Raw genomic sequence first — 19,349 nt, 5'->3', positions numbered from 1 at the left:
CGCCGGGCATTCCCCGGCGGCTGGTTCGTCGCCGGGCGACCGCTGTTCAGCTCGCCGAACTCACAGGGCCGGGGCGATGGCCGAGCCGCTGGGACAGGGCGGCGGCGCCCTTGCGTACCAGCTCGCTCCATTCCCGCTTCCGCTCGTCGTCCCATCGCATCGTGGGGACCGAAATGCTCATCGCCGCGATCATGCCGCCGCCGTGGTCGTAGATGGGCGCTGTGACGCAATGCACGGATTCGTTCGACTCGCAGTGGTCGTAGGCGAGCTCGTGCTCCCGTACCTCGGCGAGGTGGGCGCGCAGCCGCGACGGCGAGGTGATGCTGTTCGGCGTCATGCCCGGCAGCTCGCGGTCGCGCGGGAAGAGCGCGTCCAGCGCCTCCGGGGAGAGTCCGGACAGCAGCATCTTGCCGACCCCGGTGCAATGGGCCGGCAGCCGGCGGCCGACTGCGGACACCATGCGCACCGGGTGGGTGCTGTCCACCTTGGCGATGTAGACCACGTGGGTGCCGTCGAGCACCGCGACATGGACGGTCTCGTCGCAGTCCGCCGCCACCTTCTGCGCGACGTCCTGAGCCTCCTGCGCGAGGTCGAGCCGCTCGGCGAACGCGCTGCCCAGCTGGAACGTGCGCATGCCCAGGCGGTACCGCGTGGGCGTCCCGCCGGCCGGGACCAGGTACGCGCGGTCGACGAGCGTCGTGAGCAGTTCGTGCACGGTGGTGCGCGGCAGCCCGAGCCGCTCGGTGATGTCCGGCGCGGACAGGGCCGGCCGGTCGAGAAACAGCTCCAGGATGTCCAGCGCCCGGCCGACCGCGGGGACCGCGCGTGCCATCGATTCACCTTCCCCCGGTAACGCCTTCGCCCTGGACCGGCGATCCGCGGATCACCGGACGATGTCCCCGAACGAAATCGTCGGTCGAATCAGATGCGAAATGTCGAACGGAGCTTAGCAAGATGGGGCGTTGACGCTCGGCGCGCCTCCGTCTAGCGTCCTCAAACACGGGGGATTTCGGACTCTGTTCGAAATTTCGAACATGGACATCCACCCCCACCCGAGAAGGGAATGCCCATGCTCAGGCCAGGTAGATCAGGTAGATCCCCAGGCGCAGGCCTGGCCGGGAGAGTCTGTGCGGCGATCGTGCTGGCGGGCGCGATGACGGGAGCGGGCACGGCGGCCTCCGCGGCGCCCGCGCGCGCGACGCATTCCACCTTGAAACCGGGCATCAAGAAGGACCTGTTCGGTTCCCTTGAGGACGGCACCAAGGTCTGGCGCTACACGATCACGAACCGGTCCATCCGCGTCCGGATCATCACCTACGGCGGCATCGTGCAGACGATCGAGGTGCCGGACGCGCGCGGCCGGATGGGCAACGTCGCCCTGGGCTTCGCCGGCCTCGGCGACTATGTCGCCAAGAACAACCCCGGCCCGTACTTCGGCGCCCTCATCGGCAGGTACGCCAACCGGATAGCCAAGGGCCGGTTCACCCTCGACGGCGTGACCTACCAGCTGCCGATCAACAACGACCCCAACAGCCTGCACGGCGGCACCAACGGCTTCGACACGAAGGTCTGGACGGCGACCCCGGGCAGTGACCACGGTGATCCCTCGCTGCGGCTCGACTACACCAGCCCGGACAAGGAGATGGGCTACCCGGGCAACCTGCACGCCACCGCGACGTACACGATCACCAAGGACTCGATCCGCATCGACTACCGCGCCACCACCGACAAGAAGACGATCGTCAACCTGACGAACCACTCGTACTTCAATCTGGCGGGCGAGGGCACCGGCACCATCTACGACCACGTCCTGCAGCTCAACGCGCATCGTTACACGCCGGTCGACTCCACCCTCATCCCGACCGGGCAGCTCGCGCCGGTCGCGGGCACGCCGCTCGACTTCACGAAGCCGACACCGATCGGCGACCGGATCCGCGACGGCCACCAGCAGCTGGTCTTCGGCCGCGGCTACGACCACAACTGGATCGTCGACGGGTCGGGCCTCCGGCAGGCCGCCCGGGTCAGCGAGCCGACGAGCGGGCGGGTGCTGACGATGTCGTCCGACCAGCCGGGCATCCAGTTCTACTCGGGGAACTTCCTGGACGGGACGCTGTACGGCACCGGCGGCCACCAGTACCGGCAGGGTGACGGGTTCGCGCTGGAGACCCAGCACTTCCCCGACTCCCCGAACCACGGCAACTTCCCGTCGACCGTGCTGTCGCCGGGCCAGACCTACCGCACCACCACCGTCTACACCTTCAGCGCCCGCTGACGCCCAACCCCGGCGGGACCGGATCCGCGCCGCATGGCCCGCCCGGTCCCGCCGGCCCAGGAGGTCCACCATGAGGAAGACAGACCCCACGGTCGAAGAGGCCCTCGACACGCTCGACATCAGGGGGACGGTCCGGCGCCGGCTGCTCAGCGGGGCCGGTTTAGTCAGCGCCACGGCCGCCGCCTCGGCGTTGCTGGCCGCGTGCTCCAGCGACAACAAGAAGGACTCGGCGGCGGCCGGCGGCGGTCCGGGGGACTACCCGTCCACTCCCAAGTGGCGGTTCGTGTTCGTCAACCACGTCACCACCAACCCGTTCTTCACCCCCACCCAGTACGGCGCGCAGGACGCGTGCGCGCTCCTCGGCTGCTCGTTCCAGTGGACGGGGTCGAAGGACTCGATCGTCTCCGAGATGGTGAACGCCACGAACCAGGCGATCTCCGCGAAGGCGGATGGCATCGCGATCTCCGTGGTCGACAAGACGGCGTTCAAGACGCCGGTCGACAACGCGCTCGACCAGGGCGTCCCGGTGGTCTCGTACAACGCCGACGGCGCCCGGAACAACCCGGGGTCCAGCCGGCTCGCCTACATCGGACAGGACCTGTACAACTCCGGTTACCAGCTGGGCACGCGCATCGCCGCGCTGATGACCGGCGGCGACGCGGTCGGTTTCATCGCCACCCCGGGCTCGCTCAACATCCAGCCGCGGATCGACGGCGCCAAGGACGCGATCAAGGCGTCCGGGAAGTCGATCAACTTCGCGGACGTGGCGAGCGGCGCCGAGCTGCCGAAGGAACTGTCCACCATCGACGCCTACGCCCAGGGGCACCCCAGCCTCAAGGGCATGTTCGCCGTCGACGCCGGCTCTACCGAGAACATCGGCAAGGTGGTGGCGAAGTACAACCTGAAACAGAAGGGCGTGGTCGCCGGCGGGTTCGACCTCAACCCGTCGACGCTCCAGTCGATCAAGGCGGGCCACCTCGACTTCACCATCGACCAGCAGCCGTACCTGCAGGGCTTCCTGCCGGTGTTGCAGCTGTACATGTACAAGCTTTCCGGCGGGCTCGTGGCGCCGTCCGACACCAACACCGGTCTGCTGTTCGTCACCAAGGACAACGTGGACCCGTACCTGACGTCGAAGACCAGGTACGAGGGGTCGACGACGCAGCAGAAGTACCTGCCGAAGACCGGCGCGATCTCGCACCAGTGAGCGCCGGATGAGTGACGTCGTCAACCAGAGGACGCCCACGGCGGGCGGTGCGCCGGCCCCCGAGAAGCGGGGGTCCGGCATGCTCCGCCTCGCCGTCGACGCGTTCCTCCGCCGCCGCGAGGCCACGATTCTCCTCGTGGCCATCGGCCTGGTGATCTACTTCCAGGCCTCGACGGACGGGATCTTCCTCTCGCACAGCAACCAGGTGAACCTCTCGCAGAGCACCGCGCCCTTCGCGATCATCGCCGTGGGGGAGGTGTTCCTGCTGGTCAGCGGGGAGATCGACCTGTCCGCGGGAGCGGTCTACGCGTTCGCGCCGTTCATGATGCACTACCTGATCGACTACTACGGCGTCTATCCGATCCCCGCCATCGTGCTGTCGGTGCTGGTCGGCGCGGTCATCGGCTTCGGCAACGGGTTCATAACCGTGGTGCTCAAGGTGCCCTCGTTCGTCACCACCCTCGGCATGCTGTTCCTCGTCGGCGGCATCACGCTCACCACGTCGCACGCCTTCCCGGCGGAGATCCCGCAGGCCGCCCGGGGCGGCGTCCAGAGCTGGTTCGGCCACGCGGAATGGTCCGAGCTCATCTGGTGCCTGCTGATCGTGGCCTTCTTCCAGATGGTGCTGACCAGTACCCGCTGGGGCCTCTACACGATCGCCGTCGGAGGCAATCGGCTGGGCGCGGACGAGGCGGGCATCAGGACCGGCCGCGTCAAGGTGGGCAACTTCATGCTCATCGGCGCGCTCTCGGCGTTCGCGGGGATCCTCGAGGTGTTCCGCACCGACACGATCGACCCGACGCTGAGCGGCGCGGACTTCGCGAGCGCGATGTTCACCGCGGTGGCGGCCGCGGTGATCGGCGGCACCGCGCTGGCCGGCGGCTCCGGCACCGTGGTCGGTGCGCTGTTCGGCGCGTTCGTGCTCGCCGAGTTGCGCAACGGCTTCAACCTGATCGGGATCAGTGCCAATCCGTTCAACATCATTCTCGGCCTGGCGATCCTGCTGTCCATGATCCTCAACGTCTATCTGGCCAATCTGCGAAGGGCGGGCCGAACATGACGGAGTCCCCGGGACCGGCAGCCGGCCCGCCGCCCGCCGGCACTCCCGAACCCCCGCCCGGCGAGGTGCTCCGGGTCGAGCACATCGGCAAGCGGTTCGGCGCGGTCGAGGCGCTGAGGGACGTGACCGTGCACCTCGACCGCGGCGAGGTGCTCGGTCTCATCGGCGACAACGGCGCGGGCAAGTCGACCCTGATCAAGATCATCTGTGGCTACCACCAGCCGGACCGGGGACGGATCATCGTGCACGGGGAGGAGGTCGCCCTCAAGTCGGTGGCGCACGCCCGTTCCCTCGGGATCGACACCGTGTACCAGGATCTCGCGCTGATCAACGAGCTGACCGTCTACCACAACATGTTCCTCAACCGCGAGATCGTCCGATGGCCGCTGCTCAACAACAGGGTCATGCGCAAGCGCGCCCGGCGGTACCTCGACGACATGGGAGTGCAGATCCAGGACGTCGGTTCCGAGGTGGCCAAGCTGTCCGGCGGCCAGCGGCAGGCCATCGCGGTGGCGCGCTCGGTCTACTCGGACGCCAGGATCCTGCTGCTGGACGAGCCGCTCGCCGCCATGGGCGCCAAGGAGGGCGCGCTCATCCTCGACCTGATCCGCGACCTCAAGGAGCGCGGCGAGGTCTCGATCGTCATCATCGCGCACAACTACGCCCAGGTGCTGGAGGTCTGCGACCGGGTGAACCTGCTCCAGCACGGCTCGATCACCTACGACAAGCGCCGGGACGAGACCTCGGTCGCCGAGCTGACCGACCTGGTCGTGGCCGAGTACCGGGCGGCGCGCGGCACCCGGGAGTGAGCGGGGCCCGCCAGGGCGCACTAGGGCCGGAGGAGGATCTTGCCCGCGGTGGGCGAGCCGCTGAGCTTGAGCGCCTGCTCGTAGTCTTCGAGCGGCAGTTCATCGGTGACGAACGGGGCGGGCGCGAGGATGCCCGCGGCGAACGCGCGTACGACGTGGGCCCAGTCGGCGGACGTGGAGCCGAAGACGGTGTGCAGCGCGAGGTGGCGGGTCACGATCAGGGTGGTCGGGATCGAGTCGGCCGGGTCGCCGGGGATGCCGAGGACCGCGACCCGGCCGCCGCGGCGCGCCAGCCGGACGGCCGCGTGGGCCGTCCCGGACGCGCCCGCGGTTTCCACGACCGCGTCGAAGCGCCCGTTCAGCGGACCGATCTCATCCGGTGACCGGAACGCCGTCGCCCCCGCCTCAAGGGCCGGCTCCACGCGCTCCCGCCGTGGGTCGACGACGACGAGCTCGACCGGCGAGTGCGCGGCGAGCAACTGCAGGGTGAGCACTCCGAGAGTGCCCGCGCCGATCACGGCCAGCGACTCGCCCGGTCGTGGGCCGACCTTCCGTACACCGGCGGCCGCGACGGCCGCCGGTTCCAGTAGGGCGGCGGCGCGCAGGTCGGCGTCGTCGCCGAGGACGTGCAGCAGCCGGGCGGGCAGCAGCAGGTACTCGGCGAACGCCCCCGGGCTGGTGAAGCCCGTCTCGTCGTACCCCTTCGCGCACAGGTTCGTGTCGCCGTTGCGGCAGCTGTCGCAGGTCAGGCAGGAGCGGTGGCCTTCGCCGACGACCTTGGCCGCCACCAGTGCCGGGTCGGCGCCCGGACCGACCGCGGCCACCGTTCCGGACCATTCGTGCCCCGGGGTCACCGGATAGGCGGCGAACCCCGCCGGGCGGGTGTCGGCGTACAGGTCGCGGTCGCTGCCGCAGACGCCCGCCGCGACCACCCGGATGAGCGCCTCGCCTGGGCCGGGTTCCGGCGGATCCGCCGTCACCAGGCGCCAGACTCCGGGTTCGTCCAGGACGATCGATCGTGTCATCGGCCGGCTCCCCGCAGATGCCAGTCCTCGGCGAACAGGTCGAGGCCGGCCCGCTCCGCGGAGAACTCGGCGAGCGCGTCCAGGTCGAGTTCGACGCCGAGGCCGGGCGCCGTGGGCAGCGCGAAGTACCCGTCGACCACGTCGGGCACGCCGGGCGCGATCTTCTTGATCTCCACGTCGGCGAAGTCGTTGAAATGCTCCTGGATCTTGAAGTTGGGGGTGCACGCGCCGAGGTGCAGGTTGGCGGCGGTCTGCACCGGGCCGCCGACGTTGTGCGGGGCGACCAGCACATAGTGGGTCTCCGCCGTCGCCGCGAGCTTGCGGGTCTCCGCGATGCCGCCGCAGGCGGCGGTGTCCGGCTGGATGATGTCGGCCGCCTGCAGCTCGAACAGCTCGCGGAACTCGATGCGGTCGTGGATGCGCTCGCCGGTCGCGATCGGCAGGCGCGTGTGCGCGGCGACCTTCGCCAGCGCCTTGTGGTTCTCCGGCGGGCACGGTTCCTCGATCCAGCCCGGGTCGTACGGCTCCAGCAGCCCGGCCAGCCGGATCGCGGTCGCGGGGGAGAACCTGCCGTGCATCTCGATGAACACCTCGGCCGCCGGGCCCACGGCGTCGCGCACCGCCTCGACCAGGGAGACCGAACGCATGGTCTCGGCGTGGTCGAGCTCGAACCGGCCGGCGCCGAACGGGTCGACCTTGAGCGCGCGGTACCCGCGTTCGACCACGACGCGGGCCGCGTCGTGGAAGGCGTCCGGGGTGCGGTCGACCCGGTACCAGCCGTTGGCGTACGCCATGATCCGGTCCCGCACCTTGCCGCCCATCAGCCGCCAGACCGGCTGCCCCAGCGCCTTGCCGACGATGTCCCAGCAGGCCGTTTCGACGCAGGCGATGCCCGACATCACCACCTCGCCCGCCCGTCCGTAGTCGCGGTACTTCATCCGGTGGACGAGGTCCTCGATGTCGAACGGGTCGGAGCCGGCGATGTGGTTGTGCTCGGCCTCGGCCAGATAGCCCAGCAGAGCGTCGGTGTGGTTGAGCATGCGCGCCTCGCCGACACCGGTGAGACCTTCGTCGGTGTGGACCTGGACGTAGGTCAGGGTGCGCCACGCTGTGCCGACGACGTGGGTGGTGAGCTTCGAAATACGCACGGGCGTCTCCATCGACGGCGGAGTGGGCGGCCCGTGTACAGACTGCACGGCCCCCCGCAGTGGATCAATGGACCACTCGCCGAGTGACCGGCCCGCGGCCGACGCTGGCCATTCGCCGTGACGATCTGGGCGCGGGAGGAGCGGGGCCGGCGGGCCGCGCCAGAGCGGCGCGATCGAGCACCCTGACGGCGCGGCGGTTGCTAAGATCAATGTCCGGCCGAACCTGCCCGACCTCCGCACGACGGGGAGCACGCCGCCGCCATGCCCAGCACCGGTGACCCGCCAACACTGGTACGCGGATACCGCGACCTCACGATCGCCCATCAGGGTGCCGGCGGGGTCACCTACCGGGCCGTCCACGAGGAGTCCGGCTGGGTGGTCGCGCTCCGCGTCCAGCGCTTCGGTTCCTATCCGCCGCTGGACGAGCTGGCCGCGCTGGAACGGGCCACCCGCCACGACCATCTCGTCACCGTGCTGGAGACCGGGCGTACCGCGACCGGTCGCCGGTACGCGGCGTCGCTGTACTGCCCCGGCGGCGACCACGACTCCGGCGCGCTGCTGCCCGTCCATGAGGCGGTCGAGATCGCGGTCTCGGTCGGCATGGGGTTGCAGGCGCTCCACGCCGAGGGCCTGATCCACGGCGGAGTGAACCCCGGGCGCGTGCTGCGCGGTGACCGGGGGCCGCTGCTCGCCGGGCCCGCAACGCTGCGCGGACTCGGCGCGCATTCGGCGCCCTGCGTGCTGGAGCCGGTCGGTCTGGAACGCGTCGATCCCGGGTTCGCGGCGCCCGAGGCGCTGCGCCGCCAGGAGCAGACCGTCGCCTCCGACGTGTACGGCTTGGGCGCGACGTTGTGGGCCCTGCTCGCCGGGCGCGCCCCGTTCACCGCCGACGGCCGGTGGGAGGTTCGGGAGCGGGCGCTGAACGAGCCCGTTCCGCAGGTGCCGCGAGACGACATCCCGGAGTGGCTCGCCGACGCCCTCGCCAGGGCGATGGCGAGCGACCCCGCCGAGCGGCATCCGACGGTGAAGGCGTTCACCGACGCGCTGGGGGAAGGACTCGGGCGCCTTCCCGCGCCCGCAGCCGTGCCCATGCCTCCGCCCGCGACCATGCCTCCGCCCGCGACCATGCCTGCGCCCGCGCCTCCTCCCGCGCCTGCGCCCGTCACCGCGACCGCAGAGTTCTTCGACAGCTGGGAACGGCCTTCGGCGTGGCCCTTGGAGAGGTCGGCGGCCCCTGCCGGCGGCAGCCTTGACCAGGTCGGCGGCACCCTTGAACAGGCCGGAAAGCAGGTCCCGGAACAGGCCCGGGAACAGGAGCGGACCGTGGCTCCGCGCCGTTTGCGCCCGGTCATCGCGATCGTGGTGGTGCTCGCGGCCGCCGGGGTCGGGGTCGTGGGGACCGGGCTGCTGTCCGATTCCCGAACGCCCGATCACCGGCCGCTGGCCGAGCGGTCGACGGTGCCCACATCTTCGCCGACCGCCATCCGGCCCGCCCAGCAGTACGCGCCGGCCCAGGTGCGGATCGTCGACGGCCAGGTCTCGATCGAGGTCTCCTGGCAGGACCGCAGCGGAGGGCAGGCCGCGCACTACGTGGTCGGCGGCCCGGTCGGGCACCCCCCGTCCACGCTGGCCGCCGTGGACCCGGGGAGCGAGAAGATCGTGATCACGGCGCTGAACCCGAGCGTGGACTACTGCCTGACGGTGGTCGCGGTGGTGGACGTCGACCGGGTCGCCCAGGCCGCGCCGGTCTGCACGCGGCGCGTCAAGCGGACCGGCTGAACCGACCACAGCAGCGCGCGCGGGTCCCACCACCACGTCAGGCGGCGCAGCGGCGACCGTGAGCGCCGCAGCCCGGCGGCCAGTGAACCGGTCTCCGTGACCGCGAACGCCGCGTCCTCCTCGGTGACCGCGCCGCCGAAGCCGGCCGCGTTCACCAGCCGGCACAACCGCCGCAACCGTTCGGGATCAGTCTCGGGCAGCTCGCGCGCAAGCCTTTCCGTCACGTCGGCGGCCGTGGCGGACGCGGGGGCGGGAAGGCCGGCGAGCCGCAGCGCCACCAGCAGTTCCGTCCATGCGGCCAGCATCCGGTCCGGCGCGGGTCCGCGGCGCGGCCTGCGCAGCCGCGAGAGGCGCAGCAGCGGCACACCGATCAGGAAGGCCGCCAGCAACGCGACCGGGGGGACCGCGAGCAGGCCGCCGCCCGGCCCGCCCGTGCGCGGCGGTCCGGCGCCACCGGCGCCGCCGTCCGCCAGGTCCTCCGCACCGTCGTCGCGGTGCGCACCGTCGCGGTTCGACCGCTCTCCAGTGCTCGGCCGGGTCCGCGCCTTCGACCGGTCGCGGGGGTTCGGGTCGTACGGCACCCAGCCCAAGCCCTCGAAGTACACCTCGCCCCAGGCGACCGCGTCGCCGGTGCGCACCACGCGCCCGCCGTCGCCGCCGGTGCCGGGGCCGAATCCGACCACCACCCGGCTCGGCAGCCCGGCCGCACGGGCGAGGACCGCGAACGCGCTCGCGAACTGCTCGGAGGTGGCGCCGCCGCCCTTGCGCCCCGGCGGGACGAGAAGCTCGGACAGCTCCGCGTAGCCGTGCCCGCCGGGGGCGCCCGGCTCGAAGGTGTAGCTGTCGCGCAGGTACTCGGCGATGCGGGCGGCCCGCCGGTGCGGCGTCCCGTCCCCGGCGGCCGAGCGCGCGATGTCGGCCAGCCGCGCGGGCGCGCCGGGCGGCAACCGGAGGTAGCGCTCGTACCCGGTTCCGGACGCGATCTTGGCCTGTGCCGCCTCGTCGCCGTTCCAGTCGGCGACCAGGCCCTCGGCCGTGTACGTGCGCCCCGCCACCGGGCCGTCCGAGGACAGCAGCGTGCCGGAGAGCGCGTCGTGCCCGACCGAGATCCCGTCCACGCGGGTGGGCGTCCCCGGCACCGGCACCCAGTCCCCGGGCAGGCTCCGGACCGACACCCGGACCGACGTCCGGGTCGCGTGCGGCGGCGTCACCTCGGGCGGCGGCAGGACATGCCCGGCCGGACGGTACGAACTGTCCGGCAACCAGGTCGGACCTGTGAACTCGGCGAGCGCGACCCACCGGAGTTCGGTTCGCGGACCCGTCACGTTCATCAGCGGCACATCGGGGTCGGCCGCCCACGCCGACAGGTACGCCAATGGGTTGCGCACGTCGAGCGGCGTCTCGGCCGCGGGGGCCTCGGCGCGCGGGTCGGCGGCCTGAACGGGCCAGCCCGTCAGGATCCCGGGCGCGGCCACGGCCGCGCCGACGCCGGGCAGCAGGACCGCGCAGGCCATCGCCGCGCCGGCCGCCCGCGACCGGGGACGCGCGGCGGAGCGGACGGGCTCCGGGTCTCGCATTCGCAGAGTGACCCCGGTCCGGGCGGCGTCCGGCCGGTCCTTCGGCGCGGAGGCCAGCAGGACGGTGGCGGCCAGGGCCAGCAGCGCCGCCGACCGGTAGCCGGGGCCGGCCGCCTCGGGGTCGAGCGCGGCGGCCCCGACGAGGAGCAGCGCGGCCGGCAGCAGCGCGGGCAGGACCCGGCCGTCGCGGCGCAGCACCGCGCCGATGGCTCCCGCGAGCCAGACCGCCAGAGCCGGGAACGCCAGCAGGTCCACGGTCGCCGGTGCCGGGGGCGCCATGGTCAGGATGCGGGCGCCGGAGTGCAGCACGGCGTCCACCGCCGCGGGGACCGGTCCCTTGACCTGACCGGGCGACCAGGCGGCCAGCGCGACCAGCCCGGCGGTGGCCACGGGCAGCCCGGCCGGAATCGCGGCGGCGGGCCCCCAGTCGCGGAGCAGCCGGTGCGCCGCCGTCGTCACCGCCACCGCGGCCACCGCGGTGACGACCAGCACGGCGAGCACGGCCGGCGGCCGGTCGTACCCCGCCGCCAGCAGGGGTGCCGGGGCCGCGGCGGCCGTCGCGACCGCGACGGCGGACAGCGCGGTACGGACCCGGCTCACCGCGTCCACCAGCGGGTCTCGTTCCATCGCGCGGCGAAGGACCCGGCGTCCGGCGCTCGCAGGATCCTCACTCCGGCGGGCGGCGCGGCCGGTTCGGCGCCGTCGCCGGGACCGTCCGAGCCGACCAGACCCAGCAGGGAGACGGTGCGGCGCGCGGCGAGCGCCTCAAGCGCCGCGGCCGTGTCCTGCGGCGTCGCCGCGGTGGACATCAGCACGACCGCGCGGCCGGACGGGGCCGAGCGAAGGCGCCGGCAGGCCGCCGCGAAGTCGGCGTCGGGACGCGGCACCGCCTCCGCCAGAAGGTCCAGCTGGGCGGTGCCCGCCGCGCCGGCCGGCGCGTACCCGCCGCCGGCCAGCCGCAGATCCACCGGGACGTCCGGCCCGGACCGCACGATCGAGGCCGCGACCTCGGCGAGCGCGTCCAGTTCGCCGGGGCCGTACCGGTCGTCCACCAGGACGGTCAGGCCCGGGCGGGCGGTGTCGGCGTGCTCGCGCACCATCAGGCGCCCGCGGCGCGCCGAGGTGCGCCAGTGGATCTGGCGGACGTCGTCTCCCGGCGCGTGCTCGCGCAGCCCCGCGAAGGCGCCCTCGGTGGCGCGGGTGGCCGCGGACGAGGTGTCCCGCCCGCCGGCCCCGGCCGCGGGCACGGTGGCCAGGTCGTGGTGGCGGGGATGCACCAGCACGCGGACCGGCTCGTCGACGGCCGGCCGGGCGGCCCGTACGAGGCCCAGCGGGTCGGTGCGGACCAGGCTGAGCGGGCCCGCCTCGATCACCCCGCGCCGCTCGGCGGACAGCTCGTACCTGATCCGGGGACGGGCGGGGCCGAGCCGCAGCACGGCCGTGCCCTGCGGGCCGGTGACGCGCTCGGCGGCGACGGCGGAGTCGGCTTCCATTTCCAAGACGATCGTGACGGGATCACCGGCGCGGACGCGGGACACGGTGGCGCGCCGCCGCACCCGGACGGCGGGCGGCCGCCCGGCGAGCGCCATCGCCAGCGCGACGGTGGGGAACGCGAGCGCGCCCAGCGCACCGGGCGCCAAGTAGCCGAATCCGAGGCCGCCACCGCACAGCGCGGCTCCCGAAGCGAGCAGCCCCCAGCCGCGGCCGGTGGGGCGGGGCCACGCCACCGATCAGCGCCGGTTCTCGTGCGGGCCCGGAACCGGGACCTCGGCCAGCAGGCCGTCGAGCAGTTCGGCGGTCTCGTCCGCGGTCGCGGCGCCCGAGAGCGGCATCAGCCGGTGCCCCCAGACCGGCGCGGCCAGGGCCTTGACGTCGTCCGGCGTGACGTACCCCCGGCCGTCGGCCAGCGCGTACATGCGCGCCGCCCGGCACAGCGCGATGGACGCGCGCATGGACACCCCGGCGCGCAGCCGGGGGTGCCGCCGGGTCCGCTGGGCCAGCCGCAGCACGTACTCGTAGACGGGGTCGGCGAACGCGACCCGTTCGGCGGCCGCGACCAGCCGCTCCGCCTCCGCGTCGTCCAGCACCGGGGCCAAGTCCTCGGGCTCGGCCATGGCCGAGGCCGAGCCGCGCATCAGCGAAAGCTCCGCCTCTTCCCCGGGGTAGCCCAGCGACAGCCGCATCAGGAAGCGGTCGAGCTGCGCTTCGGGCAGCGGGAACGTGCCCTCCAGGTCCACCGGGTTCTGTGTGGCGACGACCAGGAACGGGCGGGGCACCGGGTGGGCGGTCCCGTCCACCGTGACCTGCTCCTCCTGCATGACCTCCAGCAGCGCCGACTGGGTCTTGGGCGAGGTCCGGTTGACCTCGTCCACGATCACGACGTTGGCGAACACCGGGCCGGGATGGAACTCGAACTCCCGGCTCTGCTCGTTGAAGATCGTCACACCGGTGATGTCGGAGGGCAGCAGGTCGGGTGTGCACTGGACGCGGCGGGCCGTGCCGCCGGTCACCGCGGCCAGCGCCCGGGCCAGGGTCGTCTTGCCCATGCCGGGCAGGTCCTCCAGCAGGACGTGGCCGCCGGTGGCGAACGCGGTGAGGACCAGCCGCACGGTCGCCGGATCGCAGCGGGCCACCCGTTCGATGCCCGCCGCCATCCGGTCGAAGGCGTCGGCGGCCAGCACCGCCTCCTCGCCGGTGAGCGCCGGCGGCTCGGCCGTCGTTGTGCTCAAACTCTCCCTCTCTCCACTGTGTCCGCTCCGGTCTCAGCCGCAGTTGGCCCAGCCGGCCGAGGCGCTCGCGCCGGAGGCGCCGCCCGAGTAGCGCACGCAGTCGCCGGGCGCGTGGACGTACACCGGTCCGGCGTAGTACTTGAACGTGCCGTTGTCACTCGCGACCTTGCCGCCCTTCTGGCTCTGGAGGCGGACCCAGACGTTGGTGCCCTTGCCGATGTCGGCGGTCTTCATCGTGACGGCGCAGTTGTTCTTGGTGGTCGCACTGTAGAGCTGGTAGATCCTGCCGCCCGAGAACGAGCTGGAGCGCTGCACCTTGTAGCCGCTGCCCGAACCGCCCGCGTTGCAGACCTGCACCGCCGTGTACGGGTTGCTCGCGGGAGGCTTCGTCGTGGGCGGCTTGGTCGAGGGGGGCTTGGTCGACGGGGGCTTCGTCGTGGGAGGCCTCGTTGTCGGAGGCCTTGTGGTGGGGGGCCTTGTGGTGGGGGGCCTCGTCCAGGGGGGCTTCGTCGTGGGCGGCTTGGTCGTCGGAGCGTGGCTGGTGGGAGCTCCGGTCGTGGGCCTCGACGTCGGGCGGGGGAAGGTCAGGCTCGGTGACGGGGCCGGAGGCCTACCGGGGGAGGGCTTGGGGCTCTCGGGCCTTCCCGGTGCCTCGGTCCGCGGCGGCTCGGGAGTGCCGGTCTCCGTGGGGCGCTTTCCGGGCGGATCGAGCAGGTCGGGCGGGTCGGGGAAGATCGGATCGGCGGGCGGTGCCGAGACGGGCGGCGGTCCGTTCCCGGCGCCCGGCGCGACCGGCTTGTCGCCGCCGCGCCCCTTGCCGTCCGGGTACTTGCCGACCGTGCGGACCCGGCCGTCGGCGCCGATGACCTGCGCGTCGGCGCTCCCCGGCGCGTTGACGAACAGGTTGCCCTCGCGCACCTGCAACTCCAGGTCGCCGCGTCCGGACGGCATGTTCAGCACGCCGGTCTGCTCGCCGGTCGGCGCGTACACGCGGACCTGGCCGGTCTCCCGCACGGGCACGTACACCTTGCCCGCGAACGGGACGGCCGGCTCCTGTACGGGGTCGCGCAGCGGGAACGAGTGGATCGGGCCGCCCTTGCGCACGTCGTCAAGCGTGACCACGGCGCCCGCGGCGGGCACGGTGATCGCGGCCAGGCCACCGTGCGTGCGCTCGGGCACCAGGGCGCCGGCCAGCGGAACGGGCGCGGTGATCCGGCGGGTGCCGCCGCCGATCGCCGCGACCAGGTCGCGGCCGCCCCGGTCCACCACGAGCGCGCCCTCGTCGAGCACGGTCAGCGCGAGGTCCCGATCGGGTTCGGCGACCTCGACGGTCTGGGCGACGGCGGCGCCTTCGGCGGTCACCTTCACCGCGGTGACGGTGCCCTGCCGGGGGACGGCCGTCCACAGCAGCCCGGCTCCGTCGAACTCGCCGCCGGTCAGCGGTCCCGGCAGTTGCAGGACCGGGCCGGTCGGGCGCAGGGTGGCCGGGTCGAGCGCGCGTACCTGGCCCGACGTCCGCTCGACGACGGCGGCGACACCGTTCCCCATGGCCAGGTGGGGGTCGTCGCGGGTGCCGACGTCCGCCTGCCCGGAGAAGCCCAGGCCGCTGAGGTTCAGCGAGGACACCCGCCCGGTCTCCAGGTCGTGGATGAGCAGGTTCTGATCGTTCTGGGTGACCTGGACCCGGTGACCGCGCGATCCGGGCACGTTCCGGGTCCGCTCGACCCGGCCGTTGTCCGGGTTGACCCGGCCCACCTCGCCGGTCGTCCGGCTCCACAGCCAGGCGCTGCCGTCCGCGGCGACGGTGGCGTGGCCCGCCCGCCCGCCGCCGAGCAGCGTCGCCAGCAGCGCCAGGGTGATCAGCGCGGCGGTGGCCCAGCCACCGACGCGCGCACGCGCTGACACCGCGGTCTTCGCCCGCCTCACCAGCGGTTCCTTTCGTCCTTCGTACACGGCCGCGCCGGTGCCGCCGTCGCGCGGTTCCCGGTCCCGGTCGGGCTCCCGCCCCCGCGGGAACGCCCCGGCCGTGTTGATCACGCTCACGATAGCGATCAGCACCACGCGGGCCAATACAGTTGGCAAGATCCGTCGGCGCCGGAGCCGACGTCGAACGGAACGGCGGGGAGGCGATGCCTCCCCGCCGCGATCGCGCGGCCGGTCGGGCCGCGCGGCTATGCCCGGCGGCGCCGTTCACCCCGCCGCCCGGCCTGACCGCCGCCGTGCCCCTTGGTGGGGGCACTGCGGTCACTTATCGCAGCTCGCCGCGCAGAAGCCGGACCAGCGGCCGGTCCAGTTCAGCGGTGTTGCCCACGATGGCCACCACGATGATCAGCACACCGGCGGCCACGAACCAGCCGGGGACCTCCCCCAGCAGGAGCAGCCCGACCGGCAGGCTCATGATCGGCTCACCGCTGGACAGCACCCCGAACTTCTCCTTGCCCAGGTAGCCGATGGACCGCGCCTCCAGCACCGGAGCCACGCACGCCGTGAACAGACCGGTCAGCACGGCCAGCATGATGATGCGGGGCTGGAACCACTCCAGGCCCCCCGCGATCAGCCAGACGGCCGCGCCCGGGATGGTGAGCAGGCCCGCCAGGGCCAGGCCGACCGTCTCGGCTCCCCGGTCCTCCAGCTTTTCGACCGCACTGACGTTGACGGCGAAGCAGACCGCGGCAGCGGCGGCGAAGGCGTAACCGAGCGGGTCGGCGTGCGCCTCCTCCTGCAGCGACATGACCCACAGACCCACGGCGGCCAGGACGGGCCAGGCCACCGCGGTGTAGCGGGCCTTGCGGAACGCGCCCCACATCGCCACTCCCAGCGGGCCGCAGAACGCCACCGCGATCACGGTGGCGAAGCTGCCCACGCGCTGGGTCGCGGCGACCAGCAGCGGCAGGTAGAAGATTCCGGACACCGCCAGGCACCTGATCGGCCACCGGACCGACTCGGCCGAGGCGCGCATCCGCCGGAACTCTTCGGCGGCGGCGCCGTTGCGGCGGGACGACCGCACCGCCAGGCCGAACCTGAGCGTGGCGTATCCCGTGAGGAAGAGGCCGCCGAAGATCGCCCCGAGCGCACCGGGCGCGAAGGGGAACTGCTTCTCGTCTTCGGCACCCAGCGCGGAGAAGGCGTCTCCGGCAACGCAGAACAGCAGCCCGAGCAGGCCGATGGCGACCCCTCGGAGCGTGCTGTGTCCAGGCAAACGCACCTTGGACATGGCAAATGACCTTTCGTTTGTCGTGTTCTCCCGGCAAGAGCCGGCGACGGGCGGCGTCCGCCCGCAGTAGGTACCGTGATCAATCAGACGAGAATGACAACCGTTATCAATCTCACATCGGTCGACGAGCAGGGCCGATGGGGATGGCGGGAGCCGTGCGCGCGGATCCGATGCCGCGGTCGGGCTTGCCGAGCCGGAAACGCACCTTGCCCTTGAGGACGGTGCCGGACTCGGCCTGACCGCCGGTGAGACCCTCGCCGGGGAACAGCGTGAACGTCCACCTCGGGTTCGACTCGCAGTCGGGCAGGTGGCGGCCGCTCTGCAGGACGCGGGCACCCCACAGCTGGCGGATCATCAGCGCCCTGGTGTCGGTGCCGGCCACCGTGAACGACGCCGGCGGCCCGGCCATGACCTGGTCGTGGCTGCCCAGGGACGGCCCATAAGTCCCGGTCACCGTGGCGGCCATCGTCCACGGCCTGCCGGGCAGGATGCCCAGGGCCCCCGCACCGAGCCGCTCGTCGAACACGTCCTCAGCGGGTGCGCCGAGCTGGCCCGCGCGCACGGCCGGAGCCATCGGACGCCGGGTGTCCAGCTTGCCGGGGTCGGGCACCAGAAGGACGCCGTACGTCACCTCGTCCGCGAAGCGAGCCGACGCGAAGTGGTCCCGGAGGGCGGACACCGCGCGCTCTGCGGCGTCCCACAGATCGTCAGAGAAGGCGGTCGCCGCATAGTCGGGCGTGACCGCGGGGAGCCCGGCTCGCGCCACGGCCTCGGCCACCGATTCGCAGCGGGCCCATCCCGACTCGGCCAGTCTGGAGATCTCCTCCGCCTTGAACGACATCACTCGCCCGCAACCGCGCAGATAGGTGTCATGACCCTCAATATCGGGGAAGGCGGGCGCGGCTCCAAATCATGACCGGCAGATGCAGAACTCGTTGTCCTCCGGGTCTTTCCAGACCTGCCAGAGATCCTCTCGCAGTTCACCGGCCGGTACGGCGCCCAGGTCGGCCGCGTGGGCGCACGCCGATGCGAAGTCGTCGGCGACCAGGTCCAGATGGAGCCGGTTCTTCACGCCCTTGGGCTCGGGCACGCGTTGCAGCGCCAGTCCGGGGCCGAGACTGATCCACTCATCCTCGCGGCGAGTGATCTCCAGATCCAGCAGCCGGCTCCAGAACACGGCCATGCGTTCCAGGTCGACCGCGTCGATGACGATTCCGCTGATCCGTATGCCCGCCGATGTCCTCTCACCGGCCGCCGACGGTTCCGTTCCCATCTCGCCCTCCCCACCGGATGCCTGCCGTGGCCAGTCGGGCGGTCCTCTTCCGCCACCCGCGCCAGAGTGTCCCATTGTCAGCGGCGTCAGCCGGTCTCGAGGCGGGTGCCGCTTGCCAGGTCGAAGTAGTGCAGGGCCTCGGGGCGCACCGCCAGTTCGAGCCTGTCGCCGGGCCGCACCGGAAGTGCGGGGGGAACGCGGGCGCACAGCAGCCGCTCCGCTCCCGCTACCGCCGGCCTTGTCCCTCGTTCTTCGGCGAAGGTGGCATGCGAGATCTCCGCGGTCTCGTCAGGGCCGGACGAGACCCCGAAGAACACCAGCACATCGGCCCCCAGGTCCTGGCGCACGGCGCATTGCACACTCAGCGCGCAGTCGCCGGGCGCGGCCTCCGTCCGCAGGTCCTCAGGCCGGACGCCCACAAGGATCCGCTCACCGTCGTGGACCGGGGGACGCGTCTGGTCGTTCACCCCCAACTTGAAACCGCCGAATTCCAGCACGTCTCCCCGCAGAGTGCCGACCGCGAAGTTCATCGGCGGAGAGCCGATGAACGCCGCGACGAACGCGTTGGCCGGACGGGCGTACAACTCATGGGGCGTGGCGACCTGCTGGAGTTCGCCGCTGTGCAGGACGGCGACGCGGCTGCCCAGTGTCATCGCCTCGACCTGGTCGTGGGTCACGTACACGGTGGTCACGCCGAGCCTGTGATGCAGCTGCTCCAGTTCGGTGCGCATGGAGACGCGCAGCTTGGCGTCGAGGTTCGACAGCGGCTCGTCCATGAGGTAGGCGCGGGGACGGCGTGCGATCGCCCGTCCCATCGCGACCCGCTGGAGTTGCCCGCCGGACAGCGTGGCCGGACGCCGACCGAGGAGTTCGCGAAGCCCGAGCAGGTCCGCGACCTCGTCCACCCGGGCGGCGATCTCCCGTTTGCCCGTGCCGCGCACCCGCAGCCCGTAGCCGAGGTTGGCGCGGACGGTCATGTGCGGATAGATCGCGTAGTTCTGGAAGACCATGGCGACGTCGCGGCGCCGGGGCTCCAGTGCGGTGACGTCCTCGCCGCCCATCCGGACGGCTCCCGACGAGGGCCTCTCCAGCCCGGCGAGCAGTCGCAGCAGCGTGGACTTGCCGCAGCCGGACGGGCCGACCAGGACGAAGAACTCGCCCTCCTCGACCGTGAGCGAGACGTCGTCCACCGCCGCCCGCGTGCCGTCGTACCGCATGACCACATGGTCGAGTTCGATGGACGTCATCGCGCCCTC

The 19,349-nt window shown here is 72.5% G+C and carries 16 protein-coding genes; 5 read left to right on the top strand and 11 right to left on the bottom strand.

Annotation, left to right across the window (positions count from 1 at the left end; translation table 11 throughout):
• Positions 1-46: 46 nt before the first annotated feature.
• Positions 47-832 (bottom strand): IclR family transcriptional regulator, encoded by a 786-nt coding sequence (locus ACQPXG_RS27930; RefSeq protein ID WP_433462085.1) that lies wholly within the window; start codon positions 830-832, stop codon positions 47-49.
• 321 nt (positions 833-1,153) lie between these two features.
• Here ACQPXG_RS27930 and ACQPXG_RS27925 point away from each other — a divergent pair, with 321 nt between their 5' ends.
• The 4 genes from ACQPXG_RS27925 (at position 1,154) to ACQPXG_RS27910 (ending at position 5,348) form a co-directional block, all read left to right on the top strand.
• A complete protein-coding gene (locus tag ACQPXG_RS27925; RefSeq protein ID WP_433462084.1) occupies positions 1,154-2,272 on the top strand; it encodes an aldose epimerase family protein in 1,119 nt (372 codons plus the stop codon).
• Between the two features lie 70 nt (positions 2,273-2,342).
• On the top strand, positions 2,343-3,479 hold the full coding sequence (locus tag ACQPXG_RS27920; protein WP_433462083.1) for a sugar ABC transporter substrate-binding protein: 1,137 nt from the start codon (positions 2,343-2,345) through the stop codon (positions 3,477-3,479).
• 7 nt (positions 3,480-3,486) lie between these two features.
• A complete protein-coding gene (locus tag ACQPXG_RS27915) occupies positions 3,487-4,539 on the top strand; it encodes an ABC transporter permease (protein WP_433462082.1) in 1,053 nt (350 codons plus the stop codon).
• Positions 4,536-5,348, top strand: coding sequence for an ATP-binding cassette domain-containing protein (locus ACQPXG_RS27910; protein WP_433462081.1), 813 nt, complete (start codon positions 4,536-4,538; stop codon positions 5,346-5,348). Before ACQPXG_RS27915 ends, ACQPXG_RS27910 begins: the two co-directional genes overlap by 4 nt.
• Before the next feature lie 20 nt (positions 5,349-5,368).
• Here the strand turns inward: ACQPXG_RS27910 and ACQPXG_RS27905 are convergent, their stop codons facing one another.
• On the bottom strand, positions 5,369-6,373 hold the full coding sequence (locus ACQPXG_RS27905) for a zinc-dependent alcohol dehydrogenase (RefSeq protein ID WP_433462080.1): 1,005 nt from the start codon (positions 6,371-6,373) through the stop codon (positions 5,369-5,371).
• Positions 6,370-7,521 carry a mandelate racemase/muconate lactonizing enzyme family protein gene (locus ACQPXG_RS27900; RefSeq protein WP_433462079.1) on the bottom strand — a complete coding sequence of 384 codons (1,152 nt, stop codon included), beginning with the start codon at positions 7,519-7,521 and terminating at the stop codon, positions 6,370-6,372. Before ACQPXG_RS27900 ends, ACQPXG_RS27905 begins: the two co-directional genes overlap by 4 nt.
• Before the next feature lie 261 nt (positions 7,522-7,782).
• On the opposite strand from ACQPXG_RS27900, the gene ACQPXG_RS27895 reads away from it, so the two are divergent.
• Positions 7,783-9,300, top strand: a complete 1,518-nt coding sequence (locus ACQPXG_RS27895; protein WP_433462078.1) for a protein kinase domain-containing protein — start codon at positions 7,783-7,785, stop codon at positions 9,298-9,300.
• On the opposite strand, the gene ACQPXG_RS27890 is transcribed toward ACQPXG_RS27895, so the two are convergent.
• From ACQPXG_RS27890 to ACQPXG_RS27855, 8 genes are all read right to left on the bottom strand, one after another.
• Positions 9,210-11,486, bottom strand: a complete 2,277-nt coding sequence (locus ACQPXG_RS27890; RefSeq protein ID WP_433462077.1) for a transglutaminase-like domain-containing protein — start codon at positions 11,484-11,486, stop codon at positions 9,210-9,212. The two genes, ACQPXG_RS27895 and ACQPXG_RS27890, sit on opposite strands and share 91 nt — an antisense overlap.
• A complete protein-coding gene (locus ACQPXG_RS27885; RefSeq protein WP_433462076.1) occupies positions 11,474-12,604 on the bottom strand; it encodes a DUF58 domain-containing protein in 1,131 nt (376 codons plus the stop codon). The genes ACQPXG_RS27890 and ACQPXG_RS27885 overlap by 13 nt, the downstream gene beginning before the upstream one ends.
• A 3-nt stretch (positions 12,605-12,607) precedes the next feature.
• Positions 12,608-13,606 carry an AAA family ATPase gene (locus tag ACQPXG_RS27880; protein WP_433462075.1) on the bottom strand — a complete coding sequence of 333 codons (999 nt, stop codon included), beginning with the start codon at positions 13,604-13,606 and terminating at the stop codon, positions 12,608-12,610.
• 33 nt (positions 13,607-13,639) lie between these two features.
• Positions 13,640-15,667 carry a hypothetical protein gene (locus ACQPXG_RS27875; protein WP_433462074.1) on the bottom strand — a complete coding sequence of 676 codons (2,028 nt, stop codon included), beginning with the start codon at positions 15,665-15,667 and terminating at the stop codon, positions 13,640-13,642.
• A gap of 187 nt (positions 15,668-15,854) precedes the next feature.
• Positions 15,855-16,820 (bottom strand): EamA family transporter, encoded by a 966-nt coding sequence (locus ACQPXG_RS27870; RefSeq protein ID WP_433462073.1) that lies wholly within the window; start codon positions 16,818-16,820, stop codon positions 15,855-15,857.
• A 112-nt stretch (positions 16,821-16,932) separates the two neighbouring features.
• Positions 16,933-17,661: a hypothetical protein gene (locus tag ACQPXG_RS27865; RefSeq protein ID WP_433462072.1), complete on the bottom strand. Its 729-nt coding sequence runs from the start codon at positions 17,659-17,661 to the stop codon at positions 16,933-16,935.
• 69 nt (positions 17,662-17,730) lie between these two features.
• Complete coding sequence (locus ACQPXG_RS27860; protein WP_433462071.1) at positions 17,731-18,093, bottom strand: VOC family protein; 363 nt, start codon at positions 18,091-18,093, stop codon at positions 17,731-17,733.
• An 86-nt stretch (positions 18,094-18,179) separates the two neighbouring features.
• Positions 18,180-19,340, bottom strand: a complete 1,161-nt coding sequence (locus ACQPXG_RS27855) for an ABC transporter ATP-binding protein (RefSeq protein WP_433462070.1) — start codon at positions 19,338-19,340, stop codon at positions 18,180-18,182.
• Between the last annotated feature and the right edge of the window lie 9 nt (positions 19,341-19,349).

Origin of the sequence: Spirillospora sp. CA-128828, assembly GCF_050945415.1 — a bacterium.
Taxonomy (GTDB): domain Bacteria; phylum Actinomycetota; class Actinomycetes; order Streptosporangiales; family Streptosporangiaceae; genus Spirillospora.
The sequence above is the reverse complement of the archived record's forward strand: the minus strand, read 5'-3'. Positions and strand labels throughout refer to the sequence as shown.